The organism is Falsochrobactrum shanghaiense (assembly GCF_003149535.1).
In the GTDB taxonomy this organism is placed as follows: Bacteria; Pseudomonadota; Alphaproteobacteria; order Rhizobiales; family Rhizobiaceae; genus Brucella; species Brucella shanghaiense.
In genome coordinates this window covers 21791-40369 of record NZ_QGDB01000009.1, presented here as the reverse complement: position 1 = coordinate 40369, position 18579 = coordinate 21791, and the positions used below count along the sequence as shown (strand labels likewise).

Below are 18579 nucleotides of genomic sequence, written 5' to 3'. Positions count from 1 at the left end.
CCAATCAGGCGCCGTATTGTTCGTCCGTGACGTGCTCCAGCCAGTCGACGACCTTGCCGTTCTCGACCTCCTGAAGCGCGATATGGGTCATGGCGGTCTCGGGCGACGCGCCGTGCCAGTGCTTTTCACCCGGCTCGAACCAGACGACATCGCCGGGACGGATGTCTTCTACCGGGCCACCCTCACGCTGCACTCGCCCGATGCCAGAAGTAACGATCAGCGTCTGGCCGAGCGGATGGGTATGCCATGCGGTGCGCGCGCCCGGCTCAAAGGTGACGTGTGCGCCCTGCACCCGGTCGGGATCGGCGGCGTTGAACAGCGCGTCGATGCGCACGCGTCCGGTGAACCATTCGGCGGGACCGGAGCGGGAAGGTGTTTGCCCGGCACGATAGATCTGCATGGTTATCTCCTTTGGTTTCAAAGTGTCTCGATGCGCAGCATGTGTTTGCCGCGCACCAGCAAGGGCGCAGGCCCTTCGTCCAGCCGACCCAGCCGGATCAGCCCGCGCGACCAGCGATAGGGACCATAAAACATCGCCAGATTGCCCCATGGGGCGAAATAGCAAAGATCGCCGGCGGCCTCGTTTTCGAACCGCCCGCTGCCTTCTTCGGTCAGCTTGCGCGGCAGATAGGCGATCTTCTCGTTGGTCGAATAATCGTCGATGGTCAGGTCGAGCGGCAGCATCGTCATCAAATCCCGCGTGGAAGGATTGTCCTCCAGCGTAGCCGTGAAATCCTGATCCGCGAAGGCCAATTTCAAACGCATGGCGGCTCCTTCCGCATGGACAATGGGGGCAAAGAGGCTGGCGCAACCTGCCGCCAGCAATGTGCGACGTGAAATCCGGGAGGTAAGTGTCATATCAAACTCCATCCGGCTTCAACATGCGCTGCCCGTCACCAATGAGCACGACGGCGAAGGCGGCCAGCACCACGCTGCCAATGAAAGTTGCCTGGATCGAAACGCCATCCAGCAACAGCCCGCCCAGCACCGCGCCGAGCAGGATCGAGGCCTGGATCGCCGCCACCATCAGGCTGCCGCCAGCTTCCGGCGCGTCATCCGCGTTCTGCGCCATCCAGCTCATCCAGATCACCGAGAACATAGTGTTCATTGCCCCCCAGACCACCATGAAGAAACCCGTTGCAATGGGGGAGAAGCCGAACAGCAAAAGGCCAGTAGTGGCACCGCCCATCACCAGCGCGGGCAGCTTCAGGAGAGGCGCGACATTGCCTTTGACATAACGTCCCGCCGCCCAGGTGCCGATGAAGCCCGCACTGCCAAGGAGCAGCAGGAGAAAGGAAAGCATGGTGACGTCTACGCGGGTCACCTGTTCGAGGAACGGACGCAGATAGGTGAACATGGTGAAGGCCGCGCCCCATGACAGCATCACCGCAACCAGCCCGCGCAGGAAATAGGGGCGGCGCACCAGCTCGATCATGGCGCGAACATCCTGCCTTCGGTGCACGGGCAGTGACGGCAGCGCGATCACATGCCAGGCGAGGTTGACGGCGACGATTGGCGTCAGCGCCCAAAACACTTCGCGCCAGCCGAATATGTTGCCCAGATAGGCGCCGACAGGGGCTGCGAAGGCGGCCGCGATGGCCTGCCCGCCATACATCACGGCCAGCGCGCGCGGCACATCCTGCGCCGGCACAAGTCGCATGATGACGGCTGTGGCCAACGCCCAGAAACCGCCGATGCAGATACCGAGCAACGCGCGACCGATCATAAGGACCGTAAAATTCGGCGCCGCCGCGACGAGGACCAGTGACAGCAGCATGAAGGTGGTCATCGCCACAAGCACCCATTTGCGGTTGAGCCTGCCGGCGACCGTAGTGACAGCCAAGCTGGCCGCGACCGCGCAAAGCCCGCTGATCGAGATCGCCTGTCCGGTCTGCCCCTCCGTTGCGCCAAGCCCTTCGGCCATCGGGGTCAGGAGGCTGACTGGCATGAACTCCGAGGCAATCAGCATCGCCACGCACAGCGCCATCGACAGGACGGCGCCCCATGCCGCGTCGGGCCGGTTTTTTGCATCGGTGGTGGTTAAGCTCATCGGGTCCGCCATGGTCATGAAATATTGTCTGGCGAAACATAGGCGTGTCTGCGGCGGTTGATTAGCGGTTAAAATCAGCATGGACTTATCGATCCAGTCGATTAATCTCGCGAAGGTACGCATCCGGGGAAAGCCTCTATGGCCAAGATCGATTTCAATCATCTGACGTGGTTTCAGATGGTCGCTGAAGAACGTAGTTTCACCAGAGCGGCCGCAAAGCTGGGCGTCGCCCAGTCGACGCTCAGCCATACCATCAAGCAATTGGAAACGCGGATGGGCATAAGGCTTCTGACACGCACGACACGGAATGTCGCCCCGACTGCCGCCGGCGAACGCCTGCTTCAGACCATTACCCCGCGCATGGCTGAGATTGAGGACGAGATCGCATCATTGATGGCGTTTCGCGAAAAACCTTCAGGCTCCATACGGTTGACGCTTTCCGATCATGCGTTTCACAGCGTCGTGTGGCCAAAGCTGAAGCCGATGCTTCGCCAATATCCCGACGTCAACGTTGAATTGCTGCTCGACAGCACCTTCCGGAACATCGTCGAGGAGGGCTTCGACGCCGGTGTGAGATTGGGAGAAAGCATTGAAAAGGACATGATCGCGGTCCGCATCAGCCCCGACTGGCGGCTCGTCGCCGTCGCCGCACCAGCCTATCTCGCCATGAACGGAACGCCCATGCATCCGCAGGATCTGGTGCGGCATGCCTGTATCAACATGCGCCAGGAAACGGCCGGAGGCCTCTACGCCTGGGAGTTCGAGAAGGACGGGCAGGCGCTTCGCGTCAGAGTTTCGGGGCAACTGACATTCAACAATTCCTACGTGATGATTGATGCGGCGGTAAGCGGTTACGGAATCGCCTACGTTCCCGAAAACATCGTCGAAGACCAGATCGCGCAAGGCTCGCTCACGCAGGTGCTTGACGACTGGTCGCCTTTTTTCGACGGCTACTTCCTCTACTATCCCAGCCGGCGCCAGACCTTGCCGGCCTTCCAGTTTGTGGTCGACGCACTCCGGCACCGAGATCAACCCATGAGGCGTTGATTTGCTAACAGTTCTACTTTGGAGGGGTATAGAGGGCTATGGAGTAGACATAGTTCTCATCGCTATCCCGCATGGCTGACCGGAGGAGATTTGAACCGATAGTCCATGTTCCGAATACGCTGTGGACAGACTGCACTAAACGGGTTGGTTTGCCTCACTCTTCATAGATACCGGCATCAAGTAGCCTCTTAGAAGAGTAATCTGCTCCGTTTCTCCGCGTCCAAAACCCCGCGGTCAGCCCTCCATCGACCGGCACAGTTGCACCGGTGATATAGGAGGCGGCTTCGGAAAGTAATAGAAGAGCGGCAGAGGCGATCTCCGAAGCCTGCGCCACTCGCCCGAGCGGCGTGCGATCCTCGATCACATTCGACAAGAAAGCAGGCGGCATGTTTCGTTGCAGCATCGGAGTGTCGATCGCATTTGGAGCGATGCAGTTGATGCGGATGCCATGACGGCCCCATTCAAGCGCTAAATTCTTGGTTAGTCCATTTAGCCCGTGCTTGGAGGCAACGTAGTGTGTTCGGCTCGGATGACCACCCAAGCCATCAGTGGATCCAACGAAGACGATCGCACCGCAACGGCGCGCGATCATCTGACGACCGACGCATTGGGCAGTCAAAAAAGCGCCGCTCAGGTTCACTGACAGGACGTTATTCCACTCCTCAATATCCAAATCCTCCGCCGGTGCTGAACCGGAGATTGCCGCACAGATTAGAAGGCCATCTATAGGCCCGAGTTCGGTTTCAAAATAAGTAACTGCCTCTTCAATTGCGGCCTTGTCTTTGACATTCGCTACCCGACCTGCCACCCGAGGGCTAATCTCGCGCAACTCAGCCAATGCTGCCACGACCGACGCTTCGGATGTGCCGGTGATGCCGACCTTGGCACCTTCCTCCAGCAGTATCCTTGCCGCGGCCTTTCCAACGCCAGACGTACCTCCCTGTACGAAGAACGTCTTCCCTTTGAAACCCAGGTTGATCATGGCATCCCCTAAAATCAGCGAATAGATCTAGCCTTCACGCGCCTGGAAAGGGTCATACGATTGGCGTTGGAATCTTTGGAACTCTGCTCCACTGGTCGAGATCATGCCCGATCATGATCTCCCACCCTTCAGCTTTCCATTCAGCAAGCTTCGCCAAGGACCGCTTTGCAGCCTCAATGTCGAAACTCAGTCTCGAAACCATCTGACGCTCCAGATTTTCCGCTATGTAGCTTGCGTCGGCAGCTAGTAAGATCCTGCGGTCGTCGATCGTCACAAGCAGGCACTGATGGCCTGGTGTGTGACCAGGCGTAGGTTTTAGAAGGAGTACCCCATCACCGAAGACATCGTGTTCACCGTCAATCAGCTTTCGCTTGAGATTGGACTTGTAATCGTCAGGATTGAACGCATTTCTAACGATCAGATCGGGATCCGTTGCCGCGTTCATTTCTGCACGTTGGACGATCATTGTGGCATTAGGGAAATCGCAGTTGCCTCCGGCATGGTCGAAGTGCAGGTGCGAATTGATAATAATCGATATGTCTTCGGGCTTTAGGCCCAAGGTGGCGATACGATTGACGACATGTTCTTCCATGGAGAATTTGATCGTCGAGTATTTGGATAGGTTGCCGAGCCGCTCGGACGTCGGATCGGCCAGGTCAGAGTGCAATCCGGTGTCGAACAGCACGTTGCCGTTCGGATGAACGATTAGGAAGGCAGGTATCGGCATCTCCACCATGCCCACGCCATCGTCAATGACGGCCTTCTTCTTGATCGTCACACTTCCAGTCGAAAAACCATAAAGTTTCGGTTTCAATGCGCTCTCCATTGAAAGAATGTTATTCAGATCCGCGCGAACGCTGGCTTCTGGTCCTCGTCAGATTTCTTTGAGACGATTTCGCAGCGTCAGGCGGTCGATCTTTCCTGTGCTGGTGATGGGTAGTTCGGACACAAACTCGATTCTTGTCGGGACCTTGAAGCTAGCAATCCTACCTTTGCAGAGTTCATAGATACTTTGTCGGACAGTTTCGACGTCGGCGACTTCATGTACCACCACGAATGCTGCCACGACCTCGGCCAATCTATCGTCGCACATTGCGACCGCAGCCACCTGAACGACCTCAGGCACCTCAAGAAGAAGGGCTTCGACTTCTGTGGGGTCCACATTCTCGCCGCCAACCCGGATCATGTCCTTGAACCTGCCGACGAAATGCAGCATTCCATCCGTTCGAAGATATCCAGAATCACCGGTATGGAACCAACCATCTTGGTCGATGGCTTTCTGCGTCTCCTCCGGGTTTTTGTAATAGCCAAGCATGAGACTGGGTGACTTGACGATGATCTCCCCGATCTCTCCCGTGGGCACTTCCTTGCCTTCCTGATCAATGATCCTCAGCCGAGAGCCAGGTAGCGGATAGCCTGAAGCGTCGCAGGTCTCTTGAATGGTCATGTCTTTTGGATGCCGACACGTTACAGCGCTGAAGGTCTCGGACATTCCATAGGAGGAAACAGTTCGGCAGAAAACGGTCTGGAATCGCTCCGTGATACGGCGCCCGAATTCGGAACCGAAAGTGTGTGTTCCAATACGCAGGCTGGAGAGGTCGTAATGATCGGGATTGCGCTCGTAAGCGGTCAGCAGCTCGCTGAGATGAACCTCAAAGCCGTGAAGCATTGTAACGCGCTCTTGGCTGATCAGCTTGAGGACTTCTTCGGCGTCAAACCGGTTTGTCAGGACCTGACGTGCACCGCACAGAACGTTGTGCATGACGATCCAGACGAGCGAATAGTTATGAAAGAGCGGTAAGTAATTGATCTGAACATCATTCATCGTCATGCCCAGAACCGTCGCCCTTTCCAGAGCGGAGCGGATACCGGAATGCGATTGCATGACGCCTTTTGGCCGTCCGGTCGTGCCTGAGGTGAACAGGATGATCGCTAAATTGTCCGGGTCGACCTCTGTCGCGCGCTGTTCTAGCTCTCCCGCAGGCGTAGCCTCGCCGACCGACATGACTTCGTCCCAGGTCGCTGCGCCTTCGAGCGAATGGTCGGACAGGAAGATCACGCGGCGAAGAGTAGGGCATTCGGAGCAAGAAATGCGCTCCCCATCGAAAAAGCTATCGGACCCGAGAGCCTCCTTGACCATCGCCTCGAAGTCGATTGGCCCTGAAACCGTCTCCGCGATGAGTACAGTTGGATCGGACGCCTGCATAGCTGCGACAAAATCGCGTGTCCGCCATCGAGTGTTCATCGGGACGACCACGGCCCCGATCCGGATGATAGCGAAATAGGAGAATATGAATTCAGGACGATTTGTCAGCCAAATTGCAACGTGCTCGCCCGGCTTTACACCGATAGCGATCAGGCCTCGAGCGACACGATCTACCTCGTCCGCTACCTCTTTGAAGCTCCATCGTCTGCCTTCAAAAAACAGCGTTTCACGATCGCCCCAGCGATCGGCGGCGATGGTAGGGAGGTCACCGATGGACTCCTTCGGAAACCAATCACGGCTGTCGTGCATTGTGGCCTTGTCCTTCCAATTCTGTAGCATTTTGTCCGCCGTCCCCAACTGATCTGTCATTCGGTGCCGTAGCCGGCAATGCCTTTGATCTCGAGGAATGCCTCCAAGCCGAACTCACCCTGTTCGCGACCGTTGCCAGACTGTTTGTAGCCGCCAAACGGCAGGCTGACGTCCCAGTCCGGATAGTTGATATAGACCGATCCAGCCCGCAGGCGACGGGCCGCATCGCGGGCTTTTGTGAGGTCGGCACTTTGGACATAGGCAGCGAGACCGTAGACTGTATCGTTTGCCTGATTGATCGCGTCGTTGATGTCGTCGTACGGAATGATCGACAAGACCGGCCCGAAAATCTCTTCGACGGCGATAGTCATCTCGGACGTGACGTCGGCAAAGATTGTGGGTTGGACGTAAAAGCCGCGGTTTAGGCCGTCCGGTCGGCCAATGCCGCCGACGACGACAGATGCACCTTCCTTGATGCCAGTCTCGATCAGGCTCTGGATTTTTTCATACTGCGTTCGGTTGATCACCGGGCCGAGCTTCGTGGTCTCGTCTTTAGGATCGCCGACGCGGAATTTCTTGGCAGCCTCGCGGGCGATTTCCTTGACTTCGTCTTGGCGGGATCTCGGTACAAACATGCGCGTCGGCGCATTGCAGCTTTGGCCGCTATTATTGAAACAGGCGTAAATACCCTTGGTCACCGCTTTCGGGAATTCAGCATCCTCGAAAAGAATGTTGGGTGACTTGCCGCCAAGTTCCTGATGCACACGCTTGATGGTATCTGCGGCCGCCTTTGCGACGAGCACGCCTGCACGGGTCGAGCCTGTGATAGAGATCATGTCCACATCTGGGTGGGCGGCAAGAGCATGGCCAACACCTGGCCCATCGCCATTGATCAGATTGAATACCCCAGGGGGCACCCCCGCCTCTTCGAAGATCTCCGCGAGAATAAGCGCGTTAAGGGGCGCTACCTCGCTCGGCTTGAGGATCATCGAGCACCCGGCGGCTAATGCGGGAGCTACCTTGCACGCGATCTGGTTCAAAGGCCAGTTCCACGGCGTGATGAGCGCCACGACGCCGATCGGCTCGAAAACGATGGAATGCGGACCGCGGTGCTTTTCGAACTCAAAACTCCGCAATGCCTTAAGCGTCTGACTGAAGTGCGCGAGGCCGGCACCCACTTGGTTCGTGTAGGCGAATTCAAGGGGGGCCCCGACTTCTTTCGAGATCGCGTTTGCCAGATCGCGACCGCGCTTCTTGTAGGCCGTGATTACACGGCTGATGAGATCGGCACGCTCTTCTACAGTGGTATGGCTGAAGCTCTTGAAGGCCTCGCGAGCCGCAAGGACTGCCCGATCGACGTCCTGAGCGTCGCCGATCGCCACTTTCGTGAATGCTTCCTCAGTTGACGGATCGACGACGTCAATCGTGGCTGAAGAGTGCGGGTCAACCCACGCTCCGTTGATAAAGAATTTCAAATTGTTCGTCATGTCTTCCTCCAAGGACGCAAAAGAGCCGTGCGACATTGACCGGCAGCAGCTCTTAAAGATTAGTGGGCGGGGGATGGAACCAGCACCACTCTGCCTACGACGGAGCCGTGCTCCAGGCTTTCCAGTATGGATTTAGCTTCGTCCAATGGTCTTGCAGTAATGGGCATCTCTGGTGCCCCGTGTGTCCGCACGAGTGCAACCAACTCATGCAGTTCTTCGAGGCTGCCGACGAAACTGCCTTCTATGGCAATCGACTTCAATGCGAGCAGCGGTGTAGGCAGCTCAAGCGTTCCACCGAGAAGACCGACGACGACAAGTTTCGCGCCGACAGCAAGAATGTCTATACCTTGACGGACCGTCGTTCCGCTTCCAACTAGATCGAGTACGCCACGGACGGGTTGTCCGACCGCCTTGCGGATTTGCTTGGCGAAATCCGCGTCGCGAGGATCGATCACAGCCGCAGCACCAGCCGCGAGCGCCGCCTCACGTTTGGCAGGGTCGATTTCCAGGACGACAGGCGGCTTGGCGGAGATCATCTTAAGAATGTTCACGGCCATCAAACCAAGTCCGCCAGCGCCTATGATCACCAGGGGGCATTCATTGGGAACGCTGCCAAATTTCTTGATTGCGCTGAATGTGGTCAGGCCGGAACATGCCAGCGGGGCAGCCGTAGTGATATCGAGATCGCCGATATCCACCAGATAGCGACTGTGAGGTACACGGACATAGTCAGCGTAACCTCCGTCACGGTAGATCCCAATGTACTGTGGGCGAAAGCAAAGATGCTCCAAACCAACAGTGCAGTTCGCACATTGCCCACAACCAACCCATGGGAACACGAGCACTTTCCGCCCCGCTGGGGCATCTTCGGCTTCGGGGCCGGCAGCTACGATCGTCCCCGAAACTTCGTGACCTGGTGTAACGGGATATTGAACGCCGTGAAACGGTAGTTTTTGTCCCCCGCCTAGATCGAAACCACCGTCCTGAAGGTGCCAGTCAGTATGGCACACACCACAACCCGCCACCTTTACTAATACTTCTTTATTCTCGACGGACGGAATTTCGATCGCATCACATCGCAAGCTGTGGCCCGCTGCGTGTAGACGGTAAGCATGCATGATTAGGTCTCCTGATTATCGCCAGTTGGGATGGCTCCGCTTCTTAAAGGAGCCCGTCTGATTAGTTGCTGAGTTACTCCGCAATGATCATGCCAACGGTGCAGCAGTTCGAAAAAGACTCTCTCGATAGTGGCGATCTCGTCCTCAATCATTGGTTCGTCAAACTGTTGAACTCTGCAGTGTTCTCGCCATGGACACATGGCTGTCCGAACGAAGTCGTTCGGGACACACAGCACGAGATTTTGAATTTCGCAAGTGCAGGATATCAACTCACCTTTTACAACAACCGCTGCGATAGATAGTGCGTGAGAGAGCAATGTTCGCGGTGGCCAGCCGACACTTTCGTGTTCCTGGACGACCTCGAAGGGTTTGCGGCCATCAAATCTGGCGTGTCCTAAGAGGCTGGCATCGCTTTTGCGAAGTGGAAAGCAATCGCAACGAGGGTTTTCACGATGAGCCGACAGGCAGCACACTCCGCTCTACCGCCTCCGGGCCTTCCGTACCAAGCTTTACCTGTATTGAATGCCACGGCGTCTTTTTCGATGCTTGCCGGAGTTCGCGTGCTTGATCTCACCACGTCGGTTGCCGGCCCATACGCGACGATGCTGCTATCGGATTTTGGTGCCGAAGTCATCAAAGTTGAGCGACCTGATGGTGACGATGCACGGCACTGGGGACCTCCCTTTCTGGATGGGCAAGCGCTTTGGTTCACCGCAGTAAACCGAAACAAAAAGAGTGTAGTGCTAGACCTTCTCAGCAAGGAAGGATTCAGCGACTTGCAACGTCTCATTGCAAGCGCGGATGTGGTGGTTACGAACCAGCCGTTGAGCGTGCAGAAGAAGCTAAAGCTTGATTATGAGAGCCTTCGTGAACAGAAACCGGATATTATCTTCGTTTCCGTAACCGGCTTCGGCTTGTCTGGAGAGCGTGCGGAACTCACCTGCTATGATCTGATTGCGGAGGGATACTCCGGGATCATGGATATCACCGGCGAAGAAGGGGGCTCTCCCCAGAAGGTTGGGGCTCCTGCTGCTGATATGCTGGCCGGCCAAGATGCGGCTATGGCCACGATGGCGGCGTTGTTCGACAAGCAGAAATCCGGACAGGGACGAAAGATCGACATCAGCCTCGTTGAGAGCATGACGAGGTTCCTGTCGTGTCGCATCTCCTCCTACCTCGGCTCGGGCGAAGTTCCCAAGAGATCCGGTGGGACGGACAGCGTGATCGCAATTTACCAAGCGTTCGAAACAGCGGACCGGCCCCTTACGCTGGGGATTGGATCGGATCGTATCTGGAAGCGCTTTTGGGAAGCCGTAGGCGATCCGGAATTTGCTCATCAGAAGGGTTTTGAGAGTAACGCCGCGCGCCGCATCGTCCGGTCGAAGATCGTGAAGCACATTCAGAATCTCCTATTGAAGCGTACGCGTGCTGAATGGCTAAAGATATTTGCCTCAGCGCGTGTGCCAGCCGGTCCGATTAACGCAGTTGACGAGGTTGTTGCCGATCAGGCGCTACAGGACCGTGGAATGTTCTACGGCCTCATCGATGGTCAGGGCCGTGTCGTTCCGCAGATCGGTCTAGGGATTCAAATCGACGACAAGTTCAGCATTCCGGCATCTGCTCCTCCACGATTGGGCGAGCACACTCAAGAGGTTTTGAGCGCGCTGGCGCCAGCCGTCAAACGCTAAGCCTTAAAGTACGAAACGAGGAAATCATGACCTACAAAGAGATCATCTACGTCGAAGACGGTCCGGTTGGCACTATCACAATGAACCGGCCGGAAGACGGCAACATGTTCACGGAAACGATGTGCCACGAAATTCGTGACTGCATTGAGGGCATCCGACGTGAAACACGCACCCGCGTCGTGGTCTTGACCGGTGCCGGAGACAGGTTTTTCTGCATTGGCGGTCGCAAGGATGGGATGGAGAAGACAAAGCTCTATGCCGGCGTACTTCCGACGTTGGAAATGTACGATGCCATTGATCGTCTGCAAAAGCCGGTGATCGCGAGCATCAATGGCATGGCTGTTGGTGGCGGCAACGTGCTTCAGGTCGTTTGCGACGTCACCATTGCCAAGGAGAGCGCAATCTTCCGGCAGGTCGGCCCGATGGTCGGCTCCTTCGACGGTGGCTACGGAACTTGGTATCTCGAGGACCTGGTCGGAAAGAAGCGCGCTAAGGAAATCTGGTACACCAATTCAAAGATGACCGCAGCTTACGCCAAGGAAATCGGATTGATAAACCGGGTTGTGCCCGACCATCAACTCGCAGAGAAGACGCGTGAGTTCGCATTGGAAATTGCCGACCGCGGCGCATTCGCGCTCGCCTCGATCAAGGGGGCTTTCAACGCGCGCCACGGCGGAGTGAGCGGACTTTCTCGCGTCACACATGATCTTTTGCTTAGTCAATACATCGGCACCGATGAAGCGAAAGAACTGGGTGAGAGCTTCGCCGAGCGGCGCAAGCCTGATCCAACCCGCTTCGGCAACTAAGGCGGCTTATATGCGACCGTTTTTGACACTTCATGATCCTCGAAATAGTCAGAGCTACTATGACTGCGGGCTCTGGCGAAACGATACCTTCTACTCGCTGCTGGCTGAGCACGCCCAGTACTCGTCAGACGCCGCGGCGTTGCGTGACGGCCGGCAAAGCCTCGATTGGCGATCGCTCAAGGCTCGCGTGGATGCTCTGGCCGATGACTTCGTAAATCGGGAGTTGGCTGCTGGCGACCGTATTTCCATTTGGATGTCGAACCGCTTGGAAGCGGTTATCGCATTCCTTGCATGTTCGCGTGAGGGTATAGCTTGCAATCCGTCACTTCACCGAAGCTATACCTGCAAAGAGATCATTGATCTTCTAACCGAATTGCAAGCCAAGGCACTGATTACGGAGGATGGATGGGGTGCCGACCGGGCAGATCACGACTTTGAGGGAATGGTCAAACGGCTCCCCTTCCTAAAAAAGATCTATACGCCTGATAACTTCCCCCGCCATATCACTTATCCTATGCGCGATCCGCATGGCAACCCCGACAGTGTCGCGTATCTCGCCTTCACGTCGGGAACTACCGGCCGACCCAAGTGCGTTATGCATTCAAGTAATACACTTCTCGCCAACGCACGTGATCTTGCACGCGATTGGGGGCTGGACCGAAGTTCCGTTATCCTTTCATTGAGTCCTCTGTCTCACCACATCGCATGGGTGGCGATCAGCCAATGGCTAGTGTGCGGCGGCACGATGGTGACGGATGATCCACCACAAGGAGTTTCGCGCCTCGATTGGATCGTGGACAATAAGGCGACCTACGTTCTAGGCGTCCCCACCCATGCAATGGACATCCTCGCTGACCAGACGAAACGCGGGCTACCGAGGATTGGGTCCGTCAAGACATTCTATATGGCTGGCGCTCCAATTCCCGAGGTCGTTGCCAAGGCATTTGTCGATCAAGGTATTGCACCCCAGAATATCTACGGCATGACCGAATGTTCGTCACATCAGTACACCCATCCGAGCGATCCCAAGGAGGTCTGGATTTCAACATGCGGTCGAGGCGGCCCTGGCTATGAAATCAAGATATGGGACCAAGAAAACTCTGATCGGGAGGTTGCGCAGGGGATGACTGGCGAGATTGGAGGCCGCGGTGCCGCGATGATGCTCGGTTACTTTGCAAACCAGGAAGCGACTGAGAAGACCTTCAACCGGTACGGCTATTTGATGTCCGGAGATCTTGGTTCCATCGACCGGTACGGCAACCTTCGGATCGAAGGACGGGTCAAGGATATCATCATCCGCGGCGGCCACAACATCTATCCTTCGCATATCGAGGCGGCTGCGCTGACACACTCTTCAGTAACCAAGGCGGCGGCATTTCCTGTGTCCGACGAACGGTTGGGCGAGCGCGTCTGCTTGGCAGTCATCGGTGGCGTCGAAGGTCCGGAGTTGTTGAACCACCTTGCTGCCGAGGGGCTTTCCAAGTTCGACATGCCCGAATGGTTCATTTCGGTGGGCTCTCTGCCACTCACGCCCAGCGGAAAAATCTTGAAGCGGGAACTGGTGGAGATGGTCAAACGCGGCGATCTGCAGCCGCAGCCGGTGAGATATCAGGCAACCAAGGTGTAACGGCAACTAACGTGGACTCTGGCGGGAGCGAAAGTTTCCTTCGGTATGACCCACTATTGGATGAGTATTATGAATATTCTCGAAAGAGTGTGCAGTCAGCGACAGTGGAATGACGATGAGCGGCTGATCATAGATCAGGTACAGAGGATGGTCGATGAAGTTATCGCTCCTCGAGCCGCGCATGTGGATGAAGCCGGCCAGTTTCCTTGGGAGAATATCCAGGCGATTAATGAACTTGGCCTCAATAGCATCTTCGTCCCGGAGCAGTTCGGCGGCGCTGAAATGTCCTTCAAACTTTACCTTGAGATCGTCACGATCATTTCCGAGGCTTGCGCGTCGACGGGTATCATATACGCGACTAATTTCCACGGGATCAAGCCGCTAATCGAGTTCGGCAACGACGAACAACGTGCCCGACTGCTGCCCCGTATCGTTGAGGGTGCGTTAGGAGCGCTCGCCATTACCGAGCCGAACGCGGGTTCCGACGCGACGGGAATGAAGACGCGCTTCACTCAGGATGGCGATGACATCGTCATCAATGGCTCCAAAGTTTTCATCACCAACGGTGACGTCGCTGATCTAATCCTGCTTTTCGGAAAATGGTCGGGTATCGACGATCCCAAGGCTGCGATCTCGGTCCTAATTCTGGAAAAGGGAACAGAAGGCTTCAAGGTTGTGTCAAAGGAACGAAAGATGGGACACAACGGGTCGTCGACCTGCGCGCTCGCTTTCGACAATGTCCGGGTGCCCTACGCCAATCTTATTGGCAGACCCGGAGATGGTCTTTCCATCCTGCTTGCGTCGCTGAACCGCTCGCGGCCATCAGTGGCAGCACATGCGCGCGGGATCGCGCGTGCCGCCTTCAAGGATATGGTCGCCTACGGCAACGAGCGCGCTCAAGGCGGTAAAAAGATCCTCGATTTCCAGGGAAACCAGTTCACGCTAGCAGATTTGGCGTCGGAACTGGTCATGGTTGAGAACTGGATCGACTATGTCGCGGACCTCATCGCGTCGGGTGTTCCTGATTTCGGCATGGAAGCCTCTGTCGCAAAACTTCGTGCGACAGACCTAGCGATGAAGATGGCCACGGAATGCGTGCAGCTCCACGGGGGCTACGGCTACTGCCGCGACTATCGCGCCGAACGACTAATGCGCGACGCTAAGATCACACAAATTTGGGAGGGCACGAACCAGGTTCATCGCCAGCTCATCGGCAGGAGTTTCAAGAGCAAATGACCATCACAATTAAAAAAATCGGTGTCTGCGGCGCTGGAGGTACAATGGGAGCCGGGATAGCTATCGTGGCGGCACGTGGCGGAGCAGAAACAGTTTGCTTCGACACCAATCCGGAGGGACTGGCCAAAGCTCGTGCCGCAGCGGAAGGGTTCTTTCGTAAGGCGGTCGAACGGGGCAAGCTGTCTTCAGCAGATGCAGATGCGGCACTCGCTCGAATGAAGGATTCGACGGATCTAGCTGATCTTGCCGACTGCGATGTTGTTATCGAAGCCATCTTTGAAAACCTTGAGGTCAAACAGGGGCTTTTCGCCAAGCTTAACGGCATATGCAAGGACGGCACGATCTTTGCCTCCAATACGTCGACCCTCTCCATCACTGAAATTGCGAGCGGTTGTGGGCGGGAAGACAAGGTGGTCGGGATGCATTTCTGCTTGCCAGCCCAGTTGATGAAGCTGATCGAAATGTCACGTGGGATCAACACCTCCGACGAGACCTTCAATGCAGCGTGGGAATGGACCCGATCGGTTGGACAAGCGCCCGTCGAAACTCAAGACAAGCCGGGGTTCATCCTCAATGCCCTTCTGGTGCCGTTCAACAACGATGTTATCCGCGCGATCGAGGCGGGCTTGGCTTCTGCGGAGGACATCGACCTCGCGATCAAATCGGCCCTCGGGTACAAGATGGGACCGTGCACGCTACTCGACCTTATCGGTTTGGATACGCAGGTTCGTTTGGGTGAGGCTTTCTACCCTATTACTCTCGACAAGCGGGCGTCGGTGCCGCCGTTGCTTCGACGGCTTGTGGCAGCCGGGCGCCTTGGCAATAAAACGGGCCGGGGCTTGCTTGGGGCTGAAAGCAGACCAAAGGCAGAGACGGCTCCCTCGTACACGATCGCAAGGGCTGGCAAAAGCCGATCGTTCTCCGAGGCGGATGCGTTTGTGTCTGACGCATCTCCAGATGGTAAGGTGGATGTGCAGCTTGGCGGTTTATACCGACCCGCTCCTGAAAAGAAGGCGGTTCTGGTAGAGCTCGATACGGAATGCCTCGGATTTCACACCGGAGAGGGACTCGCACCTGAAACCTCGAACGTCGTGGGCTTCGCGCGCTACCGCAACGGCAATGATGCGCCTTCAAAACTGGTGGAAATAGTCTACAGGCAGAACACCGATCCAGTTGCCCTCGAAGCTGCGCGTTCGATCTTCGAGGTCGCCGGTTTTGATGTTGTGATCTGCGCAGATCAGCCGGGTAGGATCGTCGATAGGCTTGTTCGCCCCAAATATAATGATGCCCTGCGTTTTCTTGATGAAGGCTTAGCTTCAGCGGAGGATATGGATCGGACCTGCTGCCAAGGACTCGGATACCCTGACGGCCCGCTCGAACGCGTCGTGAGAGGCGGTCTTGCTAGGCACTTCCATATATCGAAGGCCATCTACGAAATGACGGGTGCGCCAGGATTTGCTCCTGCGCGCGCGGCGGTGGTCGCTAGGCAGAGTGAACGTGAAAAGGTTTCGGACGAGTTCGGTTGGTAGCTAACACCGGCAAAGTTCGGTATCGGAGGAACTGTGGATGAGGGCGGTTTTTGTCCACGAGTTTGGCTCGTGGGATACGACGAGAGTGGAGGAGGTTGCGGATCCGTCGCCGGGAGCGGGTGAGGTAATTGTAGAACTAGCGGCTTCGGAAGTTAACTTTCCCGATGTTCTCTACATCGAAGGGCGGTACCAGAGAAAGCCTTCTTTGCCTTTCTCACCAGGTCTGGCAGGGGCTGGCGTCGTGGTGGAAATCGGTGAAGGGGTGACTGAGGCGACGCTCGGACAACGTGTCCTTGTGCTGCCTGAATATGGAACCTACGCGGAAAGAGTGAGTGTTCCGGCAAGGTTTTGCTTTGAGATACCGGACGAGATGTCCTTTGAGACAGCATCAGCCTTCGGTCTCGTCTACCAGACTGCCTATTTCGCATTGATGGCCCGTGCTGGCTTCAAACCTGGAAAGACAGTGCTAGTACTTGGTGCCACTGGCGGCGTCGGCATGGCGACTGTGCAGCTCGCGAAGGCTCTTGGGGCAGGCCGAGTGATTGCGACGGCTCGAGGTGCATTGGGAACGTCGTTCGTGAAAGATCTAGGTGCTGATGTCGCCATCGATCTTACATCCACAAACCTACGCGAAGCAGTGAAGGATTTGACGGACGGTCGTGGCGTCGACATCGTTATTGATCCGGTGGGAGGAGAACTTACTCTTGCTGCCATCCGGTCGCTCTCGTGGTGTGGTATTTTGATCTCGCTCGGCTTTGCGTCGGGAGACATTCCGCAAATCCCGTCCAATTATCTGTTGGTGAAAAACGTCGCGGTGGGCGGTCTGCAATGGACGGATTATCGCAGCAAGGACATTGAATCCGTAAAGGCGGCCCAAGAGCACATCTTCGCGTTGTGGCGCGACGGACAGATCTCGCCGGTCATATCGTCGACGCATGAACTGGACGAGTTTGACGAAGCGCTTGCACTCGTCAGGCGGGGAGGTTCGCGAGGAAGAATGATACTGATCACTCGAAATGGCACTGAAGAAAACGGAACAGGCATATGACGGCACTCGACAAATCGGCAGTTATCGGGATCGTAGGCGCAGGAACAATGGGCGTCGGAATCGCCCAGGTCGCGGCTGCAGCAAGGCACCCCGTTCGTCTTTGGGATGCCGCGCATGTCGCTGCCGATAACGGGAAACAGCGGCTTGAATCGGATCTTCAAAAGCTTGTAGATCGCGGGAAAATGGAGGCTGCCGAGAGGGATGCGCTGCTCGGCCGTGTCACCGTGGTGAAGAGTTTGACAGATCTGGCGCCATCCGCTTTGGTCATCGAGGCGATCGTAGAGAAGCTTGAAATCAAACGGGAACTCTTTGCGGAGCTTGAAGGGATCGTCGCTTCAGAATGCATCCTCGCGACAAATACGTCTTCGATCTCCGTCACTTCGATCGCCCGGAATCTAGAGATGCCTGGTCGAATGGTCGGGATGCATTTTTTCAATCCGGCCCCCATCATGAAACTTGTCGAAGTCGTCTCCGGGGTTGCCACCGACGGCGAAGTCGCGCGCACTGTCAAGTCGACTGCTGAGCAGTGGGGGAAGGTCGCAATTCATACGAAATCAACGCCGGGCTTCATCGTGAACCGCGTGGCCAGACCTTACTACGCAGAAGCGCTGCGCCTTCTTGAGGAACAGGTTGCCGACGCTGCGACGCTCGATGCCCTGCTTACCGAGGGTGGTGGTTTCAGAATGGGCCCCTTCGCTCTGATGGACTTGATTGGACACGATGTGAACTATCAGGTCACGTTATCGGTATTCGAGGCCTTCTATCACGACCCTAGGTTCAGGCCCTCGATCGTCCAGCTCGAATTGGTCAATGCTGGCCGATTTGGCAGAAAAAGTGGGAGGGGGTTCTTCCGCTACGACGGGTCTGACGACAATCCTCAACCAGTCGCTGCCGAGGCGCCGGTCGGGACAACAACTATTCAACAGTTCTCCCTTGGCGCCATGAGCACTTTCAAAGGCGTCACGATCGCTCCAACCGATGGGAGGACAGCGGCGGAAGTGGCAGCATCCATGGGCGCGCCGGCAATCATCTATGACCTCTTTAAAGCCGAGGGCGCTTCCCGTCTCGGCTTTACAGCGTCTTCTGATACACCGGAAGAGGTCATCGAGAGTTTTGTGGCAACTATGGCAGAGCGCGATGTAAAAACCACGCGACTACCAGACTGGCCAGGTCTGGTAGTAATGCGCACGGTGGTAATGCTGGCGAACGAAGGGTTCGAAGCGGTGATGCAAGCTGTTTCCGACGAGGCGGGCGTTGATGCAGCAATGCGTTTTGGTGTGAACTATCCCAAGGGTCCTATTACCTGGGCCCGTGAGATCGGCTTGCAGCGGGTTGCCGACATCATCGACAATCTGCTCAGGCTGACGGGTGATCCGCGATACCGTGTGTCGCTCGGTCTGCGGCGCGCCGCGCAGCAATCCAAGGCGGCATAGTCAAATCAAACCC

At 56.5% G+C, this 18579-nt stretch carries 16 protein-coding genes; 8 read left to right on the top strand and 8 right to left on the bottom strand.

Annotated features, from left to right (window positions below; all coding sequences use genetic code 11):
- Window positions 1-4: 4 nt before the first annotated feature.
- The 3 genes from DKP76_RS17040 to DKP76_RS17030 all read right to left on the bottom strand — a co-directional run bounded on the left by DKP76_RS17040 (window position 5) and on the right by DKP76_RS17030 (window position 2050).
- Window positions 5-400: a (R)-mandelonitrile lyase gene (locus DKP76_RS17040; protein ID WP_109707880.1), complete on the bottom strand. Its 396-nt coding sequence runs from the start codon at window positions 398-400 to the stop codon at window positions 5-7.
- Window positions 401-417: 17 nt separating this feature from the next.
- The gene (locus DKP76_RS17035; protein WP_109707914.1) at window positions 418-765 is read right to left on the bottom strand and encodes a cyclophilin-like fold protein; all 348 of its coding nucleotides are present in this window, start codon (window positions 763-765) and stop codon (window positions 418-420) included.
- A gap of 94 nt (window positions 766-859) precedes the next feature.
- A complete protein-coding gene (locus DKP76_RS17030) occupies window positions 860-2050 on the bottom strand; it encodes an MFS transporter (RefSeq protein ID WP_109707913.1) in 1191 nt (396 codons plus the stop codon).
- Between the two features lie 138 nt (window positions 2051-2188).
- On the opposite strand from DKP76_RS17030, the gene DKP76_RS17025 reads away from it, so the two are divergent.
- On the top strand, window positions 2189-3097 hold the full coding sequence (locus DKP76_RS17025) for a LysR family transcriptional regulator (RefSeq protein ID WP_109707879.1): 909 nt from the start codon (window positions 2189-2191) through the stop codon (window positions 3095-3097).
- A gap of 154 nt (window positions 3098-3251) precedes the next feature.
- Here the strand turns inward: DKP76_RS17025 and DKP76_RS17020 are convergent, their stop codons facing one another.
- From DKP76_RS17020 to DKP76_RS17000, 5 genes are read right to left on the bottom strand one after another with little or no spacing between them, the layout of a single operon-like run.
- On the bottom strand, window positions 3252-4079 hold the full coding sequence (locus DKP76_RS17020; RefSeq protein WP_109707878.1) for an SDR family NAD(P)-dependent oxidoreductase: 828 nt from the start codon (window positions 4077-4079) through the stop codon (window positions 3252-3254).
- A gap of 52 nt (window positions 4080-4131) precedes the next feature.
- On the bottom strand, window positions 4132-4893 hold the full coding sequence (locus tag DKP76_RS17015) for an N-acyl homoserine lactonase family protein (protein ID WP_158279457.1): 762 nt from the start codon (window positions 4891-4893) through the stop codon (window positions 4132-4134).
- Window positions 4894-4953: 60 nt separating this feature from the next.
- Window positions 4954-6594, bottom strand: a complete 1641-nt coding sequence (locus DKP76_RS17010; protein WP_158279456.1) for a class I adenylate-forming enzyme family protein — start codon at window positions 6592-6594, stop codon at window positions 4954-4956.
- A 56-nt stretch (window positions 6595-6650) separates the two neighbouring features.
- On the bottom strand, window positions 6651-8081 hold the full coding sequence (locus DKP76_RS17005) for an aldehyde dehydrogenase family protein (protein WP_109707875.1): 1431 nt from the start codon (window positions 8079-8081) through the stop codon (window positions 6651-6653).
- A gap of 59 nt (window positions 8082-8140) precedes the next feature.
- Window positions 8141-9199, bottom strand: coding sequence for an alcohol dehydrogenase (locus tag DKP76_RS17000; RefSeq protein ID WP_109707874.1), 1059 nt, complete (start codon window positions 9197-9199; stop codon window positions 8141-8143).
- A 452-nt stretch (window positions 9200-9651) separates the two neighbouring features.
- On the opposite strand from DKP76_RS17000, the gene DKP76_RS16995 reads away from it, so the two are divergent.
- The 7 genes from DKP76_RS16995 (at window position 9652) to DKP76_RS16965 (ending at window position 18566) form a co-directional block, all read left to right on the top strand.
- Entirely contained in the window at window positions 9652-10887 is a 1236-nt protein-coding gene (locus DKP76_RS16995) for a CaiB/BaiF CoA transferase family protein (RefSeq protein WP_109707873.1), read from the top strand.
- A gap of 26 nt (window positions 10888-10913) precedes the next feature.
- Window positions 10914-11693 carry an enoyl-CoA hydratase-related protein gene (locus DKP76_RS16990; protein ID WP_109707872.1) on the top strand — a complete coding sequence of 260 codons (780 nt, stop codon included), beginning with the start codon at window positions 10914-10916 and terminating at the stop codon, window positions 11691-11693.
- A 10-nt stretch (window positions 11694-11703) separates the two neighbouring features.
- Window positions 11704-13320: a class I adenylate-forming enzyme family protein gene (locus DKP76_RS16985; protein WP_109707871.1), complete on the top strand. Its 1617-nt coding sequence runs from the start codon at window positions 11704-11706 to the stop codon at window positions 13318-13320.
- A 69-nt stretch (window positions 13321-13389) separates the two neighbouring features.
- Window positions 13390-14556, top strand: a complete 1167-nt coding sequence (locus tag DKP76_RS16980; protein ID WP_109707870.1) for an acyl-CoA dehydrogenase family protein — start codon at window positions 13390-13392, stop codon at window positions 14554-14556.
- On the top strand, window positions 14553-16085 hold the full coding sequence (locus DKP76_RS19685) for a 3-hydroxyacyl-CoA dehydrogenase family protein (protein WP_109707869.1): 1533 nt from the start codon (window positions 14553-14555) through the stop codon (window positions 16083-16085). Before DKP76_RS16980 ends, DKP76_RS19685 begins: the two co-directional genes overlap by 4 nt.
- A gap of 37 nt (window positions 16086-16122) precedes the next feature.
- The gene (locus DKP76_RS16970) at window positions 16123-17133 is read left to right on the top strand and encodes an NADPH:quinone oxidoreductase family protein (RefSeq protein WP_109707868.1); all 1011 of its coding nucleotides are present in this window, start codon (window positions 16123-16125) and stop codon (window positions 17131-17133) included.
- Window positions 17130-18566 carry a 3-hydroxyacyl-CoA dehydrogenase gene (locus DKP76_RS16965; protein WP_109707867.1) on the top strand — a complete coding sequence of 479 codons (1437 nt, stop codon included), beginning with the start codon at window positions 17130-17132 and terminating at the stop codon, window positions 18564-18566. The genes DKP76_RS16970 and DKP76_RS16965 overlap by 4 nt, the downstream gene beginning before the upstream one ends.
- Window positions 18567-18579 lie beyond the last annotated feature (13 nt).